Genomic DNA, 13100 nt, shown 5'->3' on the forward strand with positions numbered 1-13100 from the left:
CGCGAAGCGCGGAGCAACCTCACCGCTCGCCGCGCCGCGACTCCCGCACCCGGCGCAGCCGGTTGACCGTCACCGGGTCCAGGGCCAGGGCGCGGGGGTCGTCCAGGAGGGCGTTGAGCAACTGGTAGTAGCGCACGGGCGCGAGGCCCAGCTCCTCGCGGATCGCGCGTTCCTTCGCGCCGGGCCCCGGAAACCCGCGGCGCTCCAGCGCCAGGACGGCGCGCTCCCTTGCTCCCAGCTCCATGCGGGAAACCGTAGCGCCCGCCACCGACACCTGCGCCCGCTACTCCGCGCTGCCGGCCCGCATCGCCGTCGCCTGGATCCGGCCGAGCACCTGCGAGGGGTCGGCACCGGGGGCGACGGCCTGGCCGATGCGCTTCTTCACGTCCGCGCTGACCGAGGCCCAGGAGGTCTTGCCGACCGGGTACAGCTCGGACAGCAGCAGCTCGTCGAGGAAGGGCCTCAGGTCCTCGTCCTCGGCGGCCGCGCTCATCTCCTGGGACGCGGAGCTGGTGACCGGCAGCAGGTCGTACCGGCGGGAGAAGTCCAGGACGTTCTCGTCGTCGTAGACGAAGTCGAGGAAGTCGCCGATCTCCTCCTGGTGGCCGTTCTTCCTGAAGGCGGTCATCCAGTCGGTGACGCCGAGCGTGTTCCTGCTCACGCCGTCGATGCCGGGGGTGGGCACCATGCCGAACTTCACGCCCTTGCCGGCCGCCGCCTTCATCAGCGAGGGGTGGCCGTTGAGCATCCCGACCTCGCCGTCGGCGAAGGCGGCGAAGGCGTCGGCCCGGTTGAGCCTGCCGGGGGCGACGGGGCCGGTGAGGCCCTTGCCGACCAGTTCGTCCCGCAGCCAGGTGAACGCGGTGACGTTCTGCGGCGAGTCGACGGAGTAGGTGCCGGCGTCGTCGGTGTAGCCGCCCCCGCCGCTGAGCATCCACTGCATCGTCTCGGCCTGCGCCTCCTCGGGGCCGAGCGGCAGGGCGTACGGGTACTTCACGCCCTCCGCCTCGAGCGCCTCGGCGGCGTCGGCGAGCTCCTCCCAGGTCTTGGGCGGGGTGACGCCCGCCTTCTCGAAGAGGGTCTTGTTGTAGAAGAGGACGCGCGTGGAGGCCGCGAAGGGCAGCCCGTACTGGACGCCGTGGACCTGGCCCGCGGCGGCCAGCTGGGAGACGAAGCCCGCCTGGACGGGGATGGAGAGCACCTCGTCGGCCCCGTAGAGCAGGCCCTTGTCGGCGTAGTCCGAGTAGGCGCCGATCTGCGCCAGGTCGGGGGCCTCGCCCGCGTCGACCATCTCGCGCACCTTGCGGTCGACGTCGTTCCAGGAGTACACGGTGACGTGCACGCGCACGCCGGGGTGCTCGGCCTCGTAGGAGGTGGCCAGGTCGTCCCAGTACCCCTGGGAGCTGTTGGCCTCGGTGTCGCCGTAGTCGGCGGCGACCAGTTCCAGTGTCACCTCGTCGGAGCCGCCGGTGATCCCGCAGCCGCCGAGGACCGCCGTCAGCCCGAGGGCGGACACCGCCGCGATCGTTCCCGTCCTGTGCCGCCGCACCGTTCCCGCCCCGCCCTGCATGTGTTCGCTCACCGGTCCACTCGTCCGCTTACCGGACTAAGGTCTACACCACGTGAGTGGACTAGACCTCTCGTGGGTGCACGGGCCACACTGTCCCCGTGAGACATGTCATCGCCCTCGATGTGGGCGGCACCGGGATGAAGGCCGCCCTGGCGGGGCCGGAAGGCGAGCTGCTCCACCAGGCCCGCCGCGCCACCGGACGCGAGCGCGGACCCGAGGCCGTGGTCGCGGGCATCCTGGACTTCGCCGCCGAGCTGCGCGCCCTGGGCGCCGACCGGTTCGGCGAGCCCGCCGTCGCGGCCGGTGTCGCCGTCCCCGGCATCATCGACGAGGAACACGGCACCGCCGTGTACGCCGCCAACCTCGGCTGGCGCGACGTCCCGCTGCGCGCGCTGCTCAGCGAGCGGCTCGGCGGCATCCCGGTCGCCCTCGGCCACGACGTGCGCACCGGCGGGCTCGCCGAGGGCCGCATCGGGGCCGGGCGGGGAGCGGACCGGTTCCTGTTCGTGCCGCTGGGCACCGGCATCGCGGGCGCCATCGGCATCGACGGCCGGGTGGAGGCGGGCGCCCACGGCTTCGCGGGCGAGATCGGCCATGTCGTCGTACGCCCCGGCGGCACCCCGTGCCCCTGCGGACAGCGCGGCTGCCTGGAGCGGTTCGCGTCCGCGTCGGCCGTCAGCCAGGCCTGGGCCGAGGCCTGCGGCGACCCGGACGCGGACGCCGCCGACTGCGCCAAGGCCGTCGAGTCCGGCGACGCCCGCGCCGCCCGCGTGTGGCAGGACGCCGTGGACGCGCTCGCCGACGGGCTGGTCACCGCGCTCACCCTGCTGGACCCGCGCGTGCTGATCATCGGTGGCGGCCTCGCCGAGGCCGGGGAAACCTTGTTCACACCGCTGCGGGACGCCGTCGGACGGCGCGTCACCTTCCAGAAGCTGCCGGAGCTCGTCCCCGCGGCCCTCGGGGACACCGCCGGCTGCCTCGGTGCCGGGCTGATGGCCTGGGACCTGCTCGACACTCCTTCCACGACCGCGACTCCCCCGGAGGTAACCACCTGATGGCCCCAAGCAAGGTTCTCGCCGGCGCCCGGGTGGTACTGCCCACCGGCACCGTGGACGGCGGCCGCGTGATCGTCGACGGCACGCGGATCGCGGACACGGCGCCCCCGGACGCGGAGACCGTCGAACTCGGCGGGCACTGGGTGGTCCCCGGCTTCGTCGACCTCCACAACCACGGCGGCGGCGGCGCCTCCTTCGCCGGCGGCACCCACGAGGACATCCTCACGGGCGTCCGCACCCACCGCCTGCACGGCACCACCACGGTGGTCGCCTCCGCCGTCACCGGCGACCTGGACTTCCTCGCCCGGCACGCCGGGATGCTGGCGGAACTGGCCCAGCAGGGCGACATCGCCGGCATCCACTTCGAGGGGCCGTTCATCTCCCCGTGCCGCAAGGGCGCCCACGACGAGCAGTTGCTGCGCGATCCCGACCCGGCCGAGGTGCGCAAGCTCATCGACGCGGCGCACGGCCACGCGAAGATGATGACCCTGGCCACCGAGCTGCCGGGCGGCCTGGACTCCGTACGGCTGCTCGCCGAGCACGGTGTGATCGCGGCCGTCGGCCACACCGACGCCAGCTACGAGCAGACGCTCCAGGCCATCGACGCGGGCGCGACCGTCGCCACGCACCTGTTCAACGCGATGCCGCCGCTCGGCCACCGCTCACCGGGCCCGATCACCGCCCTGCTGGAGGACGAGCGGATCACCGTCGAGCTGATCGACGACGGCACCCATCTGCACCCGGCCGCGCTCCAGTTGGCCTTCCACCACGCGGGCGCCGCCCGGGTCGCCTTCATCACCGACGCGATGGACGCGGCGGGCTTCGGCGACGGCCGCTACATGCTCGGCCCGATGGAGGTCGAGGTCGCCGACGGCGTGGCCCGGCTGGTGGAGGGCGGCTCGATCGCCGGCTCCACGCTCACCCTGGACCGCGCCTTCAAGCGGGCGGTGACGGTGGACGGGCTGCCCGTCGAGGACGTCGTCGCCGCGATCTCGGCCAACCCGGCCCGGCTGCTCGGCCTCGACGACCGCATCGGCTCCCTGGAAGCGGGCAAGTACGCCGACCTGGTGGTCCTCGACGCCGGATTCGACCTGGTGGGCGTGATGCGCCGGGGCGCATGGGTGGTCGATCCCCGAGTGGGCTGATCCGTCCCGGAGTCCGGTGCCCGGCACCGGCCCCGTCGGCCGCCCCGGACGGCCGGCCGGGTCCGACCGGGGGCTGGGCCGACGGCCGTCCGTTTGGCATGATCGTGTCTCCGGAATACGACGTCGGCGCCCGCCCGCGACGACGACGCCGAAAGCGCCGTGGAACACCGGCGGAAGGGCCATCGGGGGAGGTCGGCACGGGTGATAGTCACGGTCACACTGAACACCGCTCTCGACATCACCTACCGCGTCCCGGGCCTGCGGCCGCACGCCTCCCACCGGGTCACCGACGTGACGGAACGCCCCGGCGGCAAGGGGCTGAACGTGGCCCGCGTGCTCGCGGCCCTCGGGCACGAGGTGACGGTCACCGGCTTCGCCGGCGGCACCACCGGGGACGTCGTGCGCGACGGGCTGACCGGGGTGCGCGGGGTGACCGACGCGCTGGTGCCGGTCGCCGGGGCGACCCGGCGCACCATCGCCGTCGTCGACGAGCACTCCGGCGACACCACCCAGCTCAACGAGCCGGGCCCGGCCGTCTCCCCCGCCGAGTGGAACGCCTTCCAGGACGCCTACGAGGACCTGCTCGCCGATGCCGCCGCGGTGGCCCTGTGCGGCAGCCTGCCTCCGGGCGTGCCGGTGGGCGCCTACGCGGGGCTGGTGCGCACGGCGCGGTCGGCGGGCGTACCGGTGCTGCTGGACACCGCCGGGGAGCCGCTGCGCCGGGGCGTCGCCGCCCGCCCGGACATGATCAAGCCGAACGCCGACGAGCTGGCCGAACTGACCGGCTCGCACGAGCCGCTGCGGGCCACGCAGGACGCCCGTCGGCGCGGCGCCCGGTCCGTGGTCGCCTCCCTGGGCGCCGAGGGGCTGCTCGCGGTGACGCCCGAGGGCCGCTGGCGGGCGGCGCCGCCCGCGCACATCCGCGGCAATCCGACCGGCGCGGGCGACTCGGCGGTCGCGGGCCTGCTGTCGGGCCTGGTCGAGCACCTGCCGTGGCCGGACCGTCTGGCCCGCGCGGTCGCCCTGTCCGCGGCGACGGTCCTGGCCCCGGTGGCGGGCGAGTTCGACCGGGCGGCCTACGAGGAGCTGCTCGGCAGGGGCATCGCCGTGACGGCCGAGGCCGACGCGGCGTGACCCGAACGACGGGCCCTAGTCCTTGACGTTGCCCTTCTTCAGGGAGAGCTGGTCCAGCAGGACGTTGCACTTGTCGCCGTCCCCGCAGGACAGCGAGATCGTGTTGGTGCCCTTGTTGAGCGTGGGCCAGGCGAACGTCTTGGTCCAGCCCTTGGCGAAGTCGCCGTCCTCGGCGCGCGCGAAGTTGCTCAGGTTCATCTTGCTGCCGAACGGCTTGCCGTTGACCGTGAGCGTCATGGACTGGTCCTCGCCGGCCGTGCTGTAGCGCGCGAAGAGGGTGTAGGCGCCGTCCTCGGGGATGCCGTCGACGGTCCAGGTGACCGAGGCGCCGGGCTGGTTGAGGTTGGCCACGTAGACGCCGCCGTCCGACTGGGCGCCCTCGATGTCCGAGGCCGTCGTCACGCCGGGCGACAGCCGCAGCGTCTTGGCGTCGGTCGTCGGCAGCTTCACCTCGGCCTCGGAGCTGCTGCTCGTCGTCGGGCTCGGGTCGGTGCCCTGCGACTGGGTCGGGGCGGTGTCGCCGCCGGCCTCGTTGCCGGTGTTCTCGTCGTCCGCGCCGTTGCTCGTCATCGCCACCGCGATGCCGACGACGACCGCGGCGACCACGGCGACCGCGCCGATCAGCAGGCCCTTGGTGTTGGGGCCGCGGCGTCCGCCGCCCGCGCCCGCGCGGCCCGGCTGTTGCGGTGCGGTGGGGGCGCCGCCGCCGGGGAGGGTCTCCGGCGCGGCGTAGTGCGCGTTCGGCCTGCCGTAGGCGCCCTGCTGCTGCGGGGCCGCCTGGCCGTACGCGGCGGTGGGGGCCTGGGCCTGCGGTGCGCCGTACTGCCGTGTTCCGACGGGACGCACCCGGTTGACGGAGTTCGGGTAGCCGTAGCCACCGGACGGAGGCTGGGCTCCGTTGGCCTGCCCGTCGGCATACAGGTAGCCGAACGGGTCGTCGTCCTCGGGCGTGCTCGCGCCGTTGTTGCCGGGCGTCATCCCTAGGTCTCCTAACCAGATGCGGTGCGTTGCGTACAGGTGGTGAGAGGGCGAGCCTACCTGCTCCCACTGACCCGAACGGGTGACTCGGACCGCCTCAACGCGCTGACCTGGGGATCATCCGGCACGGCGGTGCTGTTTGGGACGAGATCGTTTCTCGACGTACATCCGTTCGTCGGCGGACTTCAGCACTTCGTCCGCCGTCATGCCGCAGTGGGCCCACCCGATGCCGAAGCTGGCGCCCACGCGGACGGCCCGTCCTTCGGCGCGGATCGGCTGGATGATCTCGTTGCGCAGCCGTACGGCGAGGTCCTCCGCGTCGGCGCGGCCGAGTCCGTCGGCGAGGATCACGAACTCGTCGCCGCCGAGCCGGGCCACCGTGTCGCCGTCGCGCACGCCGCCGCCGAGGCGCCTGGCGACCTCGATGAGGACGGCGTCGCCCGCGTTGTGCCCGAACCGGTCGTTGATCGACTTGAATCCGTCGAGGTCGCAGAAGAGGACCGCGAGCCCCTTGGTGCCGTCGTCGCGGTCGCCGGGGGCCACGGTGTGCACGTGGTGGTCGTACGCCCCGTACGGGTCGGCGCCGGAGCCGAGGTCGAAGGTGTGGCCCCCGGAGTCGGTGAGGGGGTGACCGTAGGCGGCGTCCATCGCGTCGGCCACGGAGTCGTGCGGGGACTGCGGGCGCCGGCACAGCCGGGCGGAGAGCCGGGCGCGCAGCTCGGCCGAGTTGGGCAGGCCGGTGAGGGAGTCGTGGGAGGCGCGGTGGGCGAGCTGGAGCTCGCGGCGCTTGCGTTCCTCTATGTCCTCGACGTGGGTGAGCAGGAAGCGCGGCCCGTCGGCGGCGTCGGCGACGACGCTGTTGCGCAGGGAGACCCAGACGTAGGTGCCGTCGCGGCGGCCGAGGCGCAGCTCGGCCCGGCCTCCCTCGGCGGAGGTGCGCAGCAGGGTGCCGATGTCCTCGGGGTGGACGAGGTCGGAGAAGGCGTAGCGGCGCATCGCGGAGGCGGGGCGGCCCAGCAGCCGGCACAGGGCGTCGTTGGTGCGCAGGATGCGGCCGTGCTGGTCGCCGCCCATCTCGGCGATGGCCATGCCGGAGGGGGCGTACTCGAAGGCCTGCCGGAAGCTCTCCTCGCTCGCCCTGAGGGCCTGCTGGTCGCGCTCCAGCCGGATGAGGGCGCGCTGCATGTTGGAGCGGAGCCGGGCGTTGCTGATCGCGATGGCGGCCTGGAAGGCGTACATCTGGAGGGCCTCGCGGCCCCAGGCGCCGGGGCGTCGGCCGTTGCGGGGCCTGTCCACGGACAGGACGCCGATCAGCTCTCCGCTGTTCCTGCCGCCCTGCGGGCCGGGCGCGTACATGGGGGCGAAGAGGCGGTCCGAGGGGTGCCACTCGTCCTCGAAGCGGGGCGCGGGCCCGTCGGTGTACCACTGGGGGACGTCGTCGTCGTCGAGGATCCAGCCCTCGGTGTGGGGTATGAAGATCAGGTCTCCCCACTGCTCGCCCATGTGCAGCCTGCGGTCCCAGGAGTCGCGGGAGCCGACCCGGCCCGTGATCAGGGCCTCGGCGGCCTGGTTCCCGGAGAAGGCGGCGACGACGAGGTCGCCGTCGGGGCGGACCAGGTTGACGCAGGCCAGCTCGTACCCGAGGGCCCGCACGACGCCGTCGGCGACGGTCTGGAGGGTGTCGGCCAGGCTGCGTGCGGTGTTCATGTCGGCCATGACCTGGTGAAGCTGCCGCAGGGACGCAAGGCGGACGTAGGGCTCCGACTCGGTCTCCATGCTCGCCCTCCCCCCGAGACCTCGCAGCGAATCAAGGGTTCTCTTCGGCGTATCGTCCTACCAGCTTCCCGCCACTGAATCACAGCGCGCTCCCCACTCGGTACACAGGGTCAACAATTAACGCCCCTTGTGACTCAAGTCACAGGCAAAGGTGAACAATTGACCGGTGTTTCCGCATTTCAACGGCTGTTTCCCCTCTTCGGGGTTTCGCGCGGACGGCGCGACTCCTCCCCGGGTCCTAGGCCGGTCCTAGGACCCGGTTCGGACCGGGGGCCTATACCGGGCCGCCGGGCCGGCGTCTAGCGTGTGGGGGTGTCGAAGACTCCCGCTCTCACGTCCCCCGCCTCCCCCACGATCCCGTCGCCCTCCCCCGCGTCCGGGCATGCTGAGGGGGTGAGCAACGACGAGTTCCGTGCCGTGATGTCCCGGCTCGCCTCGGGCGTCGTCCTCGTGACCGCGCAGGAGCCGGCGCTCGACCCCGACGACCCAGGGGCGCCGCGCGGCGAGGACGTCGGGATGACGGCCACCGCCTTCATGTCGGTCTCCCTGGACCCGCCGCTGGTCCTGGTCAGCCTGCGCGAGGGCTCCCGCATGGACGACCTGCTCGACGAGCAGCCCGTCTGGGCGGTCTCCGTGCTCTCCGAGAGCCAGCGGCACATCGCCGGCCGGTTCGCCATGAAGGGCCGCGTCAGCGACCGCCTCCTGTTCGAGGACATCCCCTACATCCGCGGCGAGGTGTCCGGGGCGCCGCTGGTCGGCGGTGCCCTGGCGACCCTGGAGTGCCGTACCGAGCAGCGCGTGCGGGCCGGGGACCACACCCTGGTCGTCGGCCGCGTCCTGTCCGCCGCCGTGCCCAGCGCGGACGGAGGGCCGCTGATGTACTTCCGGGGCCGCTACCGGCAGTTGGGCTGAGCGGTAATCCGCTCGTCCGGCGCCAGGCTCCCGCCTAGGGTGCGCGCATGACGAGCAGCACCGCTCTCCGCCTGGAGAAGATCACCCCCGCGAACATCGAGGCCGCCCTCGCCGTACGGGTGCGCCCCGAGCAGGAATTCGCCGTCGACCCCGTGGTGAAGTCCCTCGCGGAGGCCTACGTCCACCCCGGCAAGGCCTGGCCCCGCCTGATCCTCGACGGCGACCGTCCCGTCGGGTTCCTCATGGGCTTCTTCGACATCGACTGGTACGACGACGGCAGCGCGCTGCGCTCCGGGCTGTGGCGCCTGAACATCGACGCCGCGGAACAGGGCCGGGGCTACGGCCGCTTCGCCGTGGAGTCGGTGGCCGCGGAGATCCGCCGCCGCGGCGGCAAGGAGTTCTACGTCACCTGGCACCCCGGCGAGTGGGGCCCCGAGAACTTCTACCTGGGCCTCGGCTTCCGCCCGAACGGGGAGAAGGCCGAGGAGGAGACGGTGGGCGTGCTGGAACTGGACGGCTGGACGTCTCGGCACGACGGTGCGGTGGTCAGTCCCAGTTCTTCGGGGACCGGCCCCGCTTGGTCTCCGAGCGCTGCTTCTTCTCCCGCAGACGGCGCTCGTTGATGCCGCGCGGTACGCGGGTCGGCCTGCGGGGGCGCGGCGGCGGCGCGGTGGCCTCGGCGAGCAGGGCCGCGAGGCGCACGGCGGCGGCCTCGCGGTTGCGCCACTGGGAGCGGTGCTCGGAGGCCCGCACGGTGACGACCCCGTCGGTGAGGCGCCCCGCCAGCCGCTCCAGCGCCCGCCGCTTCCACACCTCGGGCAGCGCCTCGGTGCGCGCCAGGTCGAAGCGCAGCTCCACCTGCGTGTCCGTCGTGTTGACGTGCTGTCCGCCGGGTCCCGAGGAACGCGAGAAACGCCAGACCAGCTCCGCCTCGGGCAGGGAGACGGAGCCGCGAATGACATGGGGACCGGACATGCCGTCCATGTTCCCGTCCCCCCGCGGCCCACGTCACCCGAATATCCTCGGGCCCGGGTAAAGAAAGTAAAGAGAGCTGGAACCTTGCGTACCCCTCTCGTCGTTCATGGGGGTAGCTGTAGCTTTCTTGCCGTACGTAAACGAGGGAAGGGACTCCCAAACAATGGCTGTAAGCCTGTCCAAGGGTGGCAACGTCTCGCTCACCAAGGAGGCTCCGGGCCTGACCGAAGTCACCGTGGGCCTCGGCTGGGACGTCCGCACCACCACCGGCACCGACTTCGACCTCGACGCCTCCGCGATCGCGGTCAACGCGCAGGGCAAGGTCTACTCCGACGCCCACTTCGTGTTCTTCAACAACAAGCAGACCCCGGACAACACGATCGTCCACACCGGTGACAACCGCACCGGCGAGGGCGCCGGCGACGACGAGGCCATCAACGTCAACCTCGCCGCCCTGCCCGCCGACATCGACAAGATCGTCTTCCCGGTCTCCATCTACGACGCCGAGAACCGTTCGCAGAACTTCGGCCAGGTGCGCAACGCCTACATCCGCATCGTCAACCAGGCCGGCGGCGCCGAGATCGCCCGCTACGACCTGTCGGAGGACGCGGCCACCGAGACGGCGATGGTCTTCGGCGAGCTGTACCGCAACGGCGCCGAGTGGAAGTTCCGCGCCGTCGGCCAGGGTTACGCCTCGGGCCTGGTGGGCATCGCCCAGGACTTCGGCGTCAACGTCTGACGTCCGCCTGCCTCCTGGCCTTGCGAAGGCCCCCCGGCCCGTGCCGGGGGGCCTTCGGCGTCACGGCAGCAGGCGTTGCTCCTTCGCCACGGCCACCGCGCCCGCGCGGGTGTCGACGCCGAGCTTGTCGTAGATGCGGCGCAGGTGCGTCTTCACCGTGGCCTCGCTGATGAAAAGGGCCCGCGCGATCTCCCGGTTGCCGAGGCCGGTGGCGAGCTGGGCGAGGATGTCGCGCTCGCGGTCGGTGAGGGAGGGCCGCGGGCTGCGCAGGTTGGCCATCACCCGGCTGGCCACCGGCCCGGACAGCGCCGTACGTCCCCGCGCGGCGGCGTGGATGGCGGCGAACAGCTCCTCGGGACGCTCGGCCTTCAGCAGATAGCCCGTCGCCCCGGCCTCGATGGCACGGGTGATGTCGGCGTCGGTGTCGTACGTCGTGAGGACCAGGACGTGCGGGGACGGGCCGGGGGCGGCCGTCAGGCGGCGGGTGGTCTCCACGCCGTCGATGCCCTCGCCGAGCTGCAGGTCCATCAGCACCACGTCCGGCACCAGGCGCGCGGCCAGGGCGAGCGCCTCCTCCCCGGTCCCGGCCTCGCCGACCACCTCGATGCCGGGGGCGCTGTCGAGCAGGGCCAGCAGCCCGGCGCGCACCACGACGTGGTCGTCGCAGACGAGGATGCGCACGGGCGCCCGGGCGGGGTCCTGGCCGGCCTGGTCTGTCATCGGGGTGCCTCCAGCGGGTCGGCCGGGTCGGTTCGGGTCGCGTCCAGGGGGACGGCGGCGGACAGGACGGTGCCCTCACCGGGGGCCGACTCCACGGTCAGGGTGCCGCCCAGGCCGCGCAGCCTGGCGCGCATGGCGGGCAGCCCGTGCCCGCGCACCCCGGACGGGGTGCCGGGCAGCGCCTGCGGGTCGAAGCCGTGGCCGTCGTCGCTGACGTCCAGTACCGCCTGGTCGTCGAGGAGGGTGAGGGTGAGCGCGGCGGTGGACGCGCCCGCGTGCTCGCGCACATTGGCCAGGGCGCCCTGGGCGATCCGCAGCAGGGCCGACTGGACGCGGTCGGGCAGCAGCGGCGCCCGGCCGCCGTCGTCGACGTGCACCCGCACGGTGAGGTGGTCGCCGGACTCCCGCTCGGCCAGCGCGTGCAGCGCCGCCACCAGGCCGCCGCCGCGGGCGAGGTCGGCCGGCGCGAGGTCGTGGACGAAACGGCGGGCCTCGGCGAGATTGTGCTCGGCGACGGACGCGGCGCCCCGGACGTGGGTGCGGGCCTTGCCCGGGTCGGACTCCCAGACCCGCTCGGCCGCCTGGAGCAGCATCCGCTGGCTGGACAGGCCCTGCGCGAGGGTGTCGTGGATCTCCATGGACAGCCGCTGGCGTTCGGCGAGGGTGCCCTCGCGGCGTTCGGCGGCGGCGAGTTCACGGCGGGTGCGGATCAGGTCGTCGATCAGTGCTTGCTGCCGTGCCGCCTGCCGTTCGGTGTGCAGGAACACCGCGGCGGCGATGGCGGCGACGGCGGGCGGCGCGAGCAGCAGGTTGGGGTCGAAACCGCCGGCGAGTTCGAGCTGCGCGGCGACGACGAACACCGTCAGGACGGTCACCAGCACCAGCGCCGCCCGCGCCGGCAGGGTGCGCAGGCCGGTGTAGAAGAGGGGCACCGCGCACCAGGAGAAGCTGGGTGCGAGCACGACCAGCACCATCCACACCACGACCACCGTGCCCAGCCAGACCAGGCGCCGTCGGGTGGGCCGCGCGCCCGGGCCGTTCAGGGCCGGCCCGAGCAGGTGCAGCACGGCCAGGGCGACGGACAGGGCGATGATCCAGGGCGTGCGGGGCTCGCCGGGGTGGCGCAGCAGGAAGCGGGCGAGGGCGCCGCCGAGCAGCAGGAAGAACGCCGCGTGCATGACGGCGCCGAGCCACCGGGTGTCCGGGTCGTACGGCTTCGGCATCCGCGCGCGCCTCCTCTCCACCGTTGTGTCCTACCACGCTGAACTGCGCGTTCACTCCCATGGTGACCTGCCGGTACGGCCCGTGGGTCAGCCGATCGGACGACCCCGCCGTCACCCGTTCCGCCGCCGACGAGCAGCCGGAACGGCGACCGTACTCCCCGGGTGCGGGGCGGAGGGTGGAGAGCAGAGGACGGAAGCGGCCACAAGGGGCCTCGACTCGGACCGTCCGCCCTGACCGGAGGAGCAGATCCAGCATGAAGAAGACCCTTTCCCGGCGCGCCCGCCTCGCCGCCGGCGGTGCCGTCCTCGCCGCCGTCGCCGCCGGCACCTTCGGCACGGTGTCGGCGAACGCCTCGGCCCCGCAGGCCGCCCCGGCCGCCGCCCAGGCCGTCTCCGCGGACAGCGGTGACACGACCACGACCCGGCACCTGACCATCGACGCCGCGACGAAGGCCGCCGAGGCCACGCTGAAGGCCGCCGAGAAGGAGGGCCAGCGGGTCACCGTCGCCGTCGTGGACCGCAACGGCAACACGATCCTCACCATGCGCGGCGACGGCGCCGGCCCGCAGTCCTACGAGTCCGCGATCAGGAAGGCGTACACCGCCGTCTCCTGGAACGCCACCACCACCGAGCTGGAGGGCCGCCTGGAGAACGCCCCGAACCTGAAGGACATCCCCGGCACGCTGTTCCTCGGCGGCGGCGTCCCGGTCACCGCCGACAAGGCCCCGATCGCCGGCATCGGCGTCGCGGGTGCCCCGTCCGGCGCGCTGGACGAGAAGTTCGCGCAGGCGGGCGCGGAGGCGCTGAACTAGCAGGCGCTGACCGTCCGGCCCGGCGCCCCGGCGCCCCGGCGCCCCGGGGCCGACGGCCGGC

The 13100-nt window shown here is 73.3% G+C and carries 14 protein-coding genes; 7 read left to right on the forward strand and 7 right to left on the reverse strand.

All coding sequences use genetic code 11. The annotated features are described in order from the left end of the window. Positions 1 to 19 precede the first annotated feature (19 nt). Both ACH499_RS19090 and ACH499_RS19095 read right to left on the reverse strand, forming a co-directional pair. Positions 20 to 244 (reverse strand): DUF3263 domain-containing protein, encoded by a 225-nt coding sequence (locus ACH499_RS19090; RefSeq protein WP_356204475.1) that lies wholly within the window; start codon positions 242 to 244, stop codon positions 20 to 22. A gap of 39 nt (positions 245 to 283) precedes the next feature. Further along, entirely contained in the window at positions 284 to 1570 is a 1287-nt protein-coding gene (locus ACH499_RS19095) for an ABC transporter substrate-binding protein (RefSeq protein WP_399017195.1), read from the reverse strand. A 137-nt stretch (positions 1571 to 1707) separates the two neighbouring features. On the opposite strand from ACH499_RS19095, the gene ACH499_RS19100 reads away from it, so the two are divergent. The 3 genes from ACH499_RS19100 to ACH499_RS19110 all read left to right on the forward strand — a co-directional run bounded on the left by ACH499_RS19100 (position 1708) and on the right by ACH499_RS19110 (position 4904). Further along, positions 1708 to 2625, forward strand: coding sequence for an ROK family protein (locus ACH499_RS19100; RefSeq protein ID WP_399017197.1), 918 nt, complete (start codon positions 1708 to 1710; stop codon positions 2623 to 2625). Continuing rightward, complete coding sequence (gene nagA, locus ACH499_RS19105; RefSeq protein ID WP_399017063.1) at positions 2625 to 3770, forward strand: N-acetylglucosamine-6-phosphate deacetylase; 1146 nt, start codon at positions 2625 to 2627, stop codon at positions 3768 to 3770. Before ACH499_RS19100 ends, nagA begins: the two co-directional genes overlap by 1 nt. Before the next feature lie 201 nt (positions 3771 to 3971). Further along, positions 3972 to 4904 carry a 1-phosphofructokinase family hexose kinase gene (locus ACH499_RS19110; protein WP_356204469.1) on the forward strand — a complete coding sequence of 311 codons (933 nt, stop codon included), beginning with the start codon at positions 3972 to 3974 and terminating at the stop codon, positions 4902 to 4904. Between the two features lie 15 nt (positions 4905 to 4919). On the opposite strand, the gene ACH499_RS19115 is transcribed toward ACH499_RS19110, so the two are convergent. Together ACH499_RS19115 and cdgB are read right to left on the reverse strand one after the other, a co-directional pair. Next, positions 4920 to 5882 (reverse strand): carbohydrate-binding protein, encoded by a 963-nt coding sequence (locus ACH499_RS19115; RefSeq protein WP_399017066.1) that lies wholly within the window; start codon positions 5880 to 5882, stop codon positions 4920 to 4922. Positions 5883 to 5999: 117 nt separating this feature from the next. Continuing rightward, complete coding sequence (gene cdgB / locus ACH499_RS19120; RefSeq protein WP_356204465.1) at positions 6000 to 7658, reverse strand: diguanylate cyclase CdgB; 1659 nt, start codon at positions 7656 to 7658, stop codon at positions 6000 to 6002. A 420-nt stretch (positions 7659 to 8078) separates the two neighbouring features. Between cdgB and ACH499_RS19125 the strand changes: the two genes are divergently transcribed. Both ACH499_RS19125 and ACH499_RS19130 read left to right on the forward strand, forming a co-directional pair. After that, the gene (locus tag ACH499_RS19125; RefSeq protein WP_399017199.1) at positions 8079 to 8570 is read left to right on the forward strand and encodes a flavin reductase family protein; all 492 of its coding nucleotides are present in this window, start codon (positions 8079 to 8081) and stop codon (positions 8568 to 8570) included. 47 nt (positions 8571 to 8617) lie between these two features. Then, positions 8618 to 9193: a GNAT family N-acetyltransferase gene (locus ACH499_RS19130; protein ID WP_399017068.1), complete on the forward strand. Its 576-nt coding sequence runs from the start codon at positions 8618 to 8620 to the stop codon at positions 9191 to 9193. Here ACH499_RS19130 and arfB read toward each other — a convergent pair. After that, positions 9117 to 9554, reverse strand: coding sequence for an alternative ribosome rescue aminoacyl-tRNA hydrolase ArfB (gene arfB, locus ACH499_RS19135; RefSeq protein WP_365596722.1), 438 nt, complete (start codon positions 9552 to 9554; stop codon positions 9117 to 9119). The two genes, ACH499_RS19130 and arfB, sit on opposite strands and share 77 nt — an antisense overlap. A 154-nt stretch (positions 9555 to 9708) precedes the next feature. Here arfB and ACH499_RS19140 point away from each other — a divergent pair, with 154 nt between their 5' ends. Then, positions 9709 to 10284: a TerD family protein gene (locus tag ACH499_RS19140; protein WP_356204457.1), complete on the forward strand. Its 576-nt coding sequence runs from the start codon at positions 9709 to 9711 to the stop codon at positions 10282 to 10284. 60 nt (positions 10285 to 10344) lie between these two features. Here ACH499_RS19140 and ACH499_RS19145 read toward each other — a convergent pair whose 3' ends face one another. Continuing rightward, positions 10345 to 11004 (reverse strand): response regulator, encoded by a 660-nt coding sequence (locus tag ACH499_RS19145; RefSeq protein WP_399017070.1) that lies wholly within the window; start codon positions 11002 to 11004, stop codon positions 10345 to 10347. After that, positions 11001 to 12227 carry a sensor histidine kinase gene (locus ACH499_RS19150; RefSeq protein ID WP_356204451.1) on the reverse strand — a complete coding sequence of 409 codons (1227 nt, stop codon included), beginning with the start codon at positions 12225 to 12227 and terminating at the stop codon, positions 11001 to 11003. Before ACH499_RS19150 ends, ACH499_RS19145 begins: the two co-directional genes overlap by 4 nt. A 254-nt stretch (positions 12228 to 12481) precedes the next feature. Between ACH499_RS19150 and ACH499_RS19155 the strand changes: the two genes are divergently transcribed. After that, positions 12482 to 13039 (forward strand): heme-binding protein, encoded by a 558-nt coding sequence (locus ACH499_RS19155; protein ID WP_399017072.1) that lies wholly within the window; start codon positions 12482 to 12484, stop codon positions 13037 to 13039. Positions 13040 to 13100 lie beyond the last annotated feature (61 nt).

This window comes from Streptomyces sp. NPDC018947 (assembly GCF_044390505.1).
Taxonomy (GTDB): Bacteria; Actinomycetota; Actinomycetes; order Streptomycetales; family Streptomycetaceae; genus Streptomyces.

What these genes read in the sequence shown, in the direction of transcription:
- ACH499_RS19090 (WP_356204475.1), bottom strand. Translation starts at nt 244, where the DNA reads ATGGAGCTGGGAGCAAGGGAGCGCGCCGTCCTGGCGCTGGAGCGCCGC.
- ACH499_RS19095 (WP_399017195.1), bottom strand. Translation starts at nt 1,570, where the DNA reads ATGCAGGGCGGGGCGGGAACGGTGCGGCGGCACAGGACGGGAACGATC.
- ACH499_RS19100 (WP_399017197.1), top strand. Translation starts at nt 1,708, where the DNA reads ATGAAGGCCGCCCTGGCGGGGCCGGAAGGCGAGCTGCTCCACCAGGCC.
- nagA (WP_399017063.1), top strand. Translation starts at nt 2,625, where the DNA reads ATGGCCCCAAGCAAGGTTCTCGCCGGCGCCCGGGTGGTACTGCCCACC.
- ACH499_RS19115 (WP_399017066.1), bottom strand. Translation starts at nt 5,882, where the DNA reads ATGACGCCCGGCAACAACGGCGCGAGCACGCCCGAGGACGACGACCCG.
- cdgB (WP_356204465.1), bottom strand. Translation starts at nt 7,658, where the DNA reads ATGGAGACCGAGTCGGAGCCCTACGTCCGCCTTGCGTCCCTGCGGCAG.
- ACH499_RS19125 (WP_399017199.1), top strand. Translation starts at nt 8,079, where the DNA reads ATGTCCCGGCTCGCCTCGGGCGTCGTCCTCGTGACCGCGCAGGAGCCG.
- ACH499_RS19130 (WP_399017068.1), top strand. Translation starts at nt 8,618, where the DNA reads ATGACGAGCAGCACCGCTCTCCGCCTGGAGAAGATCACCCCCGCGAAC.
- arfB (WP_365596722.1), bottom strand. Translation starts at nt 9,554, where the DNA reads ATGGACGGCATGTCCGGTCCCCATGTCATTCGCGGCTCCGTCTCCCTG.
- ACH499_RS19140 (WP_356204457.1), top strand. Translation starts at nt 9,709, where the DNA reads ATGGCTGTAAGCCTGTCCAAGGGTGGCAACGTCTCGCTCACCAAGGAG.
- ACH499_RS19145 (WP_399017070.1), bottom strand. Translation starts at nt 11,004, where the DNA reads ATGACAGACCAGGCCGGCCAGGACCCCGCCCGGGCGCCCGTGCGCATC.
- ACH499_RS19150 (WP_356204451.1), bottom strand. Translation starts at nt 12,227, where the DNA reads ATGCCGAAGCCGTACGACCCGGACACCCGGTGGCTCGGCGCCGTCATG.
- ACH499_RS19155 (WP_399017072.1), top strand. Translation starts at nt 12,482, where the DNA reads ATGAAGAAGACCCTTTCCCGGCGCGCCCGCCTCGCCGCCGGCGGTGCC.